The 6,812-nt window shown below is 59.2% G+C and carries 8 protein-coding genes and 1 other RNA gene; 2 read left to right on the top strand and 7 right to left on the bottom strand.

Going from position 1 to position 6,812, the window contains the following annotated elements; all coding sequences use genetic code 11:
• Positions 1-214: IS3 family transposase (locus GGQ66_RS18605; RefSeq protein ID WP_183794426.1), on the top strand; the 214-nt coding region annotated here is incomplete at its 5' end.
• 173 nt (positions 215-387) lie between these two features.
• On the opposite strand, the gene GGQ66_RS18600 is transcribed toward GGQ66_RS18605, so the two are convergent.
• The 7 genes from GGQ66_RS18600 to GGQ66_RS18570 all read right to left on the bottom strand — a co-directional run bounded on the left by GGQ66_RS18600 (position 388) and on the right by GGQ66_RS18570 (position 6,093).
• Positions 388-1,914, bottom strand: a complete 1,527-nt coding sequence (locus tag GGQ66_RS18600; RefSeq protein ID WP_183794424.1) for a Do family serine endopeptidase — start codon at positions 1,912-1,914, stop codon at positions 388-390.
• A 104-nt stretch (positions 1,915-2,018) separates the two neighbouring features.
• Positions 2,019-2,204 (bottom strand): DUF2065 domain-containing protein, encoded by a 186-nt coding sequence (locus tag GGQ66_RS18595; protein ID WP_183794422.1) that lies wholly within the window; start codon positions 2,202-2,204, stop codon positions 2,019-2,021.
• A gap of 9 nt (positions 2,205-2,213) precedes the next feature.
• On the bottom strand, positions 2,214-3,113 hold the full coding sequence (hflC, locus tag GGQ66_RS18590; protein ID WP_183794420.1) for a protease modulator HflC: 900 nt from the start codon (positions 3,111-3,113) through the stop codon (positions 2,214-2,216).
• A complete protein-coding gene (hflK, locus tag GGQ66_RS18585) occupies positions 3,110-4,204 on the bottom strand; it encodes an FtsH protease activity modulator HflK (RefSeq protein WP_183794418.1) in 1,095 nt (364 codons plus the stop codon). The genes hflC and hflK overlap by 4 nt, the downstream gene beginning before the upstream one ends.
• 175 nt (positions 4,205-4,379) lie before the next feature.
• Positions 4,380-4,898: a dihydrofolate reductase gene (locus tag GGQ66_RS18580; RefSeq protein ID WP_183794416.1), complete on the bottom strand. Its 519-nt coding sequence runs from the start codon at positions 4,896-4,898 to the stop codon at positions 4,380-4,382.
• Entirely contained in the window at positions 4,898-5,692 is a 795-nt protein-coding gene (locus GGQ66_RS18575; RefSeq protein WP_183794414.1) for a thymidylate synthase, read from the bottom strand. The genes GGQ66_RS18580 and GGQ66_RS18575 overlap by 1 nt, the downstream gene beginning before the upstream one ends.
• Positions 5,693-5,784: 92 nt before the next feature.
• A complete protein-coding gene (locus tag GGQ66_RS18570) occupies positions 5,785-6,093 on the bottom strand; it encodes a DUF2853 family protein (RefSeq protein ID WP_183794412.1) in 309 nt (102 codons plus the stop codon).
• 122 nt (positions 6,094-6,215) lie between these two features.
• On the opposite strand from GGQ66_RS18570, the gene ssrA reads away from it, so the two are divergent.
• Positions 6,216-6,587: a transfer-messenger RNA gene (ssrA, locus tag GGQ66_RS18565) on the top strand.
• Positions 6,588-6,812 lie beyond the last annotated feature (225 nt).

Below are 6,812 nucleotides of genomic sequence, written 5' to 3'. Positions count from 1 at the left end.
GATCAAGGAAGCGACTGTCAAACGTTACCACTACGACAGCCATGCCCAGTTAACCGCCCACCTTCATGACTTCGTTGACGCCTACAATTACGGCCGGCGGTTAAAGACACTGCGCGGCCTGACGCCCTACGAATTCATCTGCAAAATCTGGGCAACAGAGCCAAAACGGTTTAAACTCAATCCGCATCATCAAATGCCGGGACTAAACACCTAGGCCCCATCTTTCTGGGCGTTTTCCTTCTGATACCGCCTCTGGTCTATCGCTACGGACAGCGGCAATTCAACGCCAGCATCGGCTTCTTTTTTGCGAGCCTCGCCACGCTTATCCTCTGGTACGTGGAATTTGCCATCGTCATATCTCGCACCGGCCTTTGAGCCGGAAGGTGATTACTCCACCGGCACGCCCACAAACCGCAGGTCGCCGTCGGGCTTGGCAACCATCATGTGCGCGCTGCGGCGGCCGTCCTGCTTCAACGCAGTGATGCGGTCCGTCACATCAGAAGGCGCAGCCATGAACTCCTGGCCGATCTCCACGATCACCTCGCCCACCTTGAGGCCAGCCTTGTCAGCGGCGGAGCCCGGCTCGATGGCGGTAATGACAACGCCCTCGACGCTTTCACTCACCTTGTAAGTCTTGCGGCTATCGTCATCGAGGAAGGTCGCGGTCAGGCCGAGGATCGTCACGCTTTCCGCCGAGGCGGCATCGTCACCACTGTCGTCGTCGGGCGTGGGCTTCACCTCGCCCCTGGCGGTGGGGTCGTTCTCGACCTTGCTCTCCTTCGTACCGTCCTGATCCTCAAGACGGCCAAGCGTGATCTTCACGGTCTCTTCCTTGCCGGCACGCAGCACCTTGGCATCGACCGGTTCGCCGATGGGGCTTTCAGCGACGATACGCTGCAGGTCGCGCGTATCGTTCACCTTCTTGCCGTTGAAGGAGACGATGACATCGCCAGACTTCAGCTCACCGTTCTTGATCGGCCCGCCTTCGATGACGCCCGCAATCAGCGCGCCGCCGGCCTTTTCGAGATTGAGGCTCTTCGCCACCTCGTCCGTGACCGGCTGGATGCGCACGCCGAGCCAGCCACGCCGGGTTTCCCCGAACTCCGAAAGCTGTTTGACGACATTGGCAGCAAGCTCGGTGGGCACGGCAAAGCCGATGCCGATGGAGCCGCCCGAGGGCGAAATGATCGCCGTATTGATGCCGATGACCTCGCCCTTCATGTTGAACAGCGGCCCGCCGGAATTGCCCTTGTTGATGGCAGCATCCGTCTGGATGAAATTGTCATAGGGGCCGGCATTGATGTTGCGCCCGCGCGCCGAGATTATACCGACCGTCACCGAGCCGCCGAGGCCGAACGGGTTGCCGATGGCCATCACCCAGTCGCCGATGCGCATCTTGGTGGAATCGCCGAACTTGACCGCCTTGAGCGGCTTCTTCGGCTCGATCTTGAGCACGGAAAGGTCGGTCTTCGGATCGGTGCCCACCAGTTTGGCCGGCAGCGAGGTACCGTCGGCAAAGATCACATCGATGGAATCCGCACCTTCGATGACGTGGTTGTTGGTGACGACGATCCCCTTTTCATCGATCACGAAGCCGGAGCCGAGCGAGTTGACCTTCTGGTTGCTCTTGCCCTTGTCTTTGCCCTTGAAGAAATCCTCGAAGAGGTCCTCGAAGGGCGAACCTTCCGGCACGGTCGGGGACGGCGCACCTTCCTCATCCTGCTTCACCTTCTGAGAGGTGGAAATGTTGACGACGGCATCGAGCAGGCCTTCGGCAAGGTCGGCAACCGATTCCTGACCCTGCGCAGCGGCAACCCGTACGCCGACAACCGGCACGCTGCCAAGGGCAATGGCCAGCGCCAGCGCACTGACGAGGGGTCGCTTCAGGCACGGAAGAAAATAAGAAGAAGCCATCAGTGTCTTTCCTGTCGCTCGCCCCTGCTCCCGGATCGAAGCCGGAGATCAGGATATGCCGGATCATCTTTACGCGAAATCATCTTTTCGCGATGGCGGCGCTATCATCCACGGATAAGCCACACCAGCGCAACACCCATGGCCATCACGGAAAGCCCGGCCACGCGCAATTGCTGTTCGGGAATGGAGGGAAGAAGACGCGCCATTTCAACAAGAAATCGAGGGGCCAGTGCATAGACCAGCCCCTCGATAATCAGGAGGAATGCCAGACCGGTGAGAATGTCCGACATGATATCCACTTAGTTCGCAGGCTTCGCCGGACCGGCAGCATTCCCGAAGAAATTGAAGAACTGCGAGTTCGGCGACAACACCAGCGTCGTATCCGGCGAAGCCAGCGACGTGGAATAGGCGCTCATCGAGCGGTAGAACTCGAAGAAGGCCGGGTCCTTCTGGAAGGCTTCACCGAAGATGCGGTTCCGCTCGGCATCGCCTTCACCGCGCAGGATTTCGGCATCACGCTGGGCACCGGCCACAAGCTCGACGACCTGACGATCGGCGATGGCGCGGCGGCGCTGTCCTTCTTCCGCACCCTGGGCGCGCAGCAGTTCGGCTTCTGCCAGACGCTCGGCCCGCATACGGTTATAGGTCCGTTCCGAGACATCGTCGCTGAGGTCGGTGCGGCTGATGCGAACATCGCGGATGGACAAACCGAGCGAGCTTGCATCCGCGCTCAGATCGTTACGCACCTCCGTCATCATCGCAGCTCGCGAATCCGACAGGGCGGCCGCGATCGAGCGCAAACCGTACTGGCGGCGCAGCGAGGAATCGAGACGGGTGCGAAGACGCATTTCCGCCGTCGTACGGTCACCCGACACGGTTTCGCGGAATCGCTGCGGATCGGAAATCCGGTAGATCACGAAGGCGTTGACCTCATAGAAGGCACCGCTCGAGTCCTGAACGCGGATATTGTCGAGATCGAAACGCAGCGACAGATCCGGCACATATTGCACGCGATCCGCATCCATGAAGGCGAAGGGCAGCTTGAAGTACAGACCCGGTTCATTGTGAACCTTCTGGATCTGACCGAAGCGGACGACGATAGCCTGCTGGCGTTCGTTGACGACGAAGACCGACGAATAGACCAGCGCGAACAGAGCCGCAAGAACGGCAAGGGTAATCACAAGCCTGTTCTGGTTCATGGTGCTTTGCCTCCCTGCGCAGCGGCCGGACGACCGATTTCATTGAGCGGCAGATAAGGCACGACGCCCGGCTGCTTCTCATCGATGATGACCTTCTTGGAGTTCTTCAGCACCGATTCCATGGTTTCAAGGTAAAGGCGCGTCCGCGTCACGTCGGGCGCATTCTTGTACTGCTCGTAGATGGACGTGAAACGCTGCGCCTCACCCTCGGCTTCCTTGACGACGCGATCCTTGTAGGCGGACGCTTCTTCGCGGATCTGTGCGGACTGACCGCGGGCCTGACCGAGCTTCTGGTTGGAATACTGGTTGGCTTCTTCCACGAGACGCTGGCGGTCCTGACCGGCACGCTGCACTTCCTCGAAGGCATCGGCCACATCGCGCGGCGGTGCCACATCCTCGATGTTGATGCGGGTAATCGCAATACCTGCGCCGTATAGATCAAGCGTCGACTGGATGATCGACTGCACGTCCACTTCGATGGGTTGACGGTTGTCGCGATAGGCATCCTGCGCCGGACGGCGACCAACCACTTCACGCATGGCGCTTTCGGCCACCTGCTGCAGCGTGTCAGACGGGTTCTCGACGTTGAAAAGGTAAGCCTCCGGGTCCGTCACAGTGTAGAGGACGGAGAACTGGACGTTGACGATGTTCTGGTCGCCCGAAAGCATCAGGCCGGCGGTCGAATTGGCGCCAGCACGGCTGCCGACGTTCAACTGCTGTTCCGTGACCTTGACGATTTCAACGGTGTCGATGGGCCACAGATGGAAGTGAAGGCCCGGTGCGGCGACTTCGCCGCGCGGCTTGCCGAAGCGCAGTTCCACACCGCGCTCATCCGGCTGCACCGTATAGATCGCCTGGATCAGCCAGAAAACGGCAAACAGGCCGACAACGATCAGCGCCACGCCACCATTGAAGCCGCCCGGGACTATATTCTTGAACTGGTCCTGACCCCGCCGCAAAATCTCTTCGAGGTCCGGCGGACCTCCATTGCCCCTCGGCTTGTTCGGTCCGCGTCCCCACGGCCCCTGATTGTTGCCGCCTCCCCCGCCGCCGCCCCAAGGGCCGCCGCCATTCTGATTGCTCCAGGGCATCAAATCCTCTTTGCATCTCGCATTTCGTTCCGCATCGAAGAAATCGACACGGAAACTCATGGCCTCGTTATAGGGAGGCCACCCAGCGCTTTCAACGGCACGCGTCTCGCGAGAAAGTGAATTCAGGTAAAATAGTTGTCAGATGCGAAAGACTTGGGCGGCAAGTTTGCCTTTCTCAGGCCCTGCGACGGTAAACCGTGTAGACCGTCGCATGGTCGTCGCGCTCACCGGCGGGAACGGCCAGCTCCTCCTCGGTCACCCAGTCCTCGGCAGAAATGGCGGGAAAGGTCGTGTCGCCTTCCGGTGCGGCATCAATGTGGGTGATGTGCAGACGATCAGCCACCGGCAGCGCCTGACGATAGATATCACCGCCTCCGACGACGAAGACGGCATCGACGCCGAGTTCCTTCGCCTGACGAACGCCTTCGGCAAGCCCGGCTTCGAGAGAACCCACTACCGTCACCCCCTCACGGACGTAATCAGCGTTGCGCGTCACGACGATATGCGGGCGGCCCGGCAGAAGCTTCGGGAAGGTTTCGAGCGTCTTGCGGCCCATGACCAGTGGTTTGCCCATGGTCAGCGCCTTGAAGCGCTTGAGATCGGTCGAAAGCCGCCAGGGCATGTCACCCTCGCGGCCGATCACACCGTTCCGAGCCCGCGCAACCACGATAACGACGTCGATCCCGTCGATCATCACACAGCCACCGGCGCCTTGATATGCGCGTCCGGCTCGTAACCGCTCAGGGTGAAATCCTCGAAACGGAAAGCGAAGAGATCCGTCACAGCCGGGTTTAGGGTCATCACCGGCAACGCCTTCGGCTGACGGGCAAGCTGGGTTTTCACCTGCTCGAAATGGTTATGATAGATGTGCGCATCGCCAAAGGTGTGGACGAAATCGCCGACCTTCAGCCCCGTCACCTGCGCCACCATCATCGTCAACAGCGCGTAGGAGGCGATATTGAATGGCACGCCAAGGAAAATATCAGCCGAACGCTGGTAAAGCTGGCACGACAGCTTGCCATCCGAGACATAGAACTGGAACAGGCAGTGGCAGGGCGGCAGCGCCATTTCATCGACCAACGCCGGGTTCCAGGCGGAAACGATATGGCGGCGGGAATTCGGATTCTTCTTCAAACCCTCGATCAGATTGGCGATCTGGTCAACATGGCCGCCATCCGGCGTCGGCCAGGAGCGCCACTGATAACCATAGACCGGCCCGAGATCACCGTTTTCGTCGGCCCACTCGTCCCAGATGGACACGCCGTTTTCCTTCAGCCAGGCGATATTGGTTTCGCCGCGCAGGAACCACAGCAGTTCGTAGATGATGGAGCGCAGATGCAGCTTCTTCGTGGTCAGCGCCGGAAAGCCCTCCGAAAGATCGAAGCGCATCTGGTAGCCGAACACGGAACGGGTGCCGGTGCCGGTGCGATCGCCCCGGTCGGTGCCATTTTCCATCACATGCGTGAGAAGGTCGAGATATTGACGCATTGGTTCCGCCGCCGATTCTGTCGAGGCAGGATACATAAAGCCTCGCGGCGGCGGAACCAAGAACTGAAACTGCTAATCTAGAGCTTGTGTGCTCAGATGTCGGCGAGTTTGCCCAGTTCCTTGGCGACGAGATAATAGAAGGTGACCCGCGATTTGGAATGGTCGGCGGCCATGGTCTTGGCAACGGCGGCAACGGCAGCCTCCGCCGGTGCGCCGGTCACGCCAAGCTTCTTTCCGCACCACTTCTCCACGACCCGGTCGAGTTCCGACTTGTCGGTGGCCGAAACCAGCGAGGAATCGCGGTTGCGAAGCGCAATGCCCAGATGGCGGACAATCTTCTGCACCACCGCCTCATCGGCACCCGCATCGTATTTTTTCACATCGGCAAGATAATCAGTCATGATTTCCTCTTTTCTGGCCGGCCAGGCGACATCAAATAGGCCCCCGCTCCGGTAGAGAAGATGAGTCACGCTTCGCGCGCCGTCAAGGATTGGGGTTTTCTTTTTACATTCAAGCGCCGCGGCATCTTTTCACGGGCGCAAGAACACCCTATATGGATCGTGCCGGACTTGATCCGGCTATGGCGATAAACGGCCTTTGTAATAAGCCTATTGGACCCGGGGGCGGTACCCGGCGCCTCCACCAGAAACCGGCGGACCTTCATGGGAAGGCCTGCTTCTGATGGGGGCGAAATAGGATCGACAAGGGTGTAAAGATTGGACTTTCGCTCGGCATGATACCGCCGTTATCGGGTCACAAGTGTAGTTGCAAACGACAACAACGCTAAGGAATACGCTCTCGCTGCCTAATGGCGGTGCGGGAATTCCGCTCTAAGCCCTCTCGGTTAGCCCCTTGAGGCGGGGTTCGGAGGTACCTGGCAACAGAAACCTCCACCTTCCCTCATTTACCGTCATCGACGCGCAGGAGAATTGTCAACAATCGGAAACGATATTGTCGACAATCTGCGTATGGTTTCGTTTTCAATTGAAAGCAATATTGCACATCATGTGAAAATTTATTGGCCACAAAACTCGTTTTTTGTGCACGCATTGACGCAAGTTTGTTCAAACCATCAGCACCTCTTTCGCGGGCAATCATTTCGAACCCGCACGTCCTTCGC

Origin of the sequence: Allorhizobium borbori, from assembly GCF_014196535.1 — a bacterium.
In the GTDB taxonomy this organism is placed as follows: domain Bacteria; phylum Pseudomonadota; class Alphaproteobacteria; order Rhizobiales; family Rhizobiaceae; genus Ectorhizobium; species Ectorhizobium borbori.
The sequence above is the reverse complement of the archived record's forward strand: the minus strand, read 5'-3'. Positions and strand labels throughout refer to the sequence as shown.

Coding starts and splice junctions, on each gene's coding strand:
- GGQ66_RS18600 (WP_183794424.1), bottom strand. CDS start 1,914: ATGGCTTCTTCTTATTTTCTTCCGTGCCTGAAGCGACCCCTCGTCAGT.
- GGQ66_RS18595 (WP_183794422.1), bottom strand. CDS start 2,204: ATGTCGGACATTCTCACCGGTCTGGCATTCCTCCTGATTATCGAGGGG.
- GGQ66_RS18570 (WP_183794412.1), bottom strand. CDS start 6,093: ATGACTGATTATCTTGCCGATGTGAAAAAATACGATGCGGGTGCCGAT.
- GGQ66_RS18580 (WP_183794416.1), bottom strand. CDS start 4,898: ATGATCGACGGGATCGACGTCGTTATCGTGGTTGCGCGGGCTCGGAAC.
- GGQ66_RS18575 (WP_183794414.1), bottom strand. CDS start 5,692: ATGCGTCAATATCTCGACCTTCTCACGCATGTGATGGAAAATGGCACC.
- hflC (WP_183794420.1), bottom strand. CDS start 3,113: ATGAACCAGAACAGGCTTGTGATTACCCTTGCCGTTCTTGCGGCTCTG.
- hflK (WP_183794418.1), bottom strand. CDS start 4,204: ATGCCCTGGAGCAATCAGAATGGCGGCGGCCCTTGGGGCGGCGGCGGG.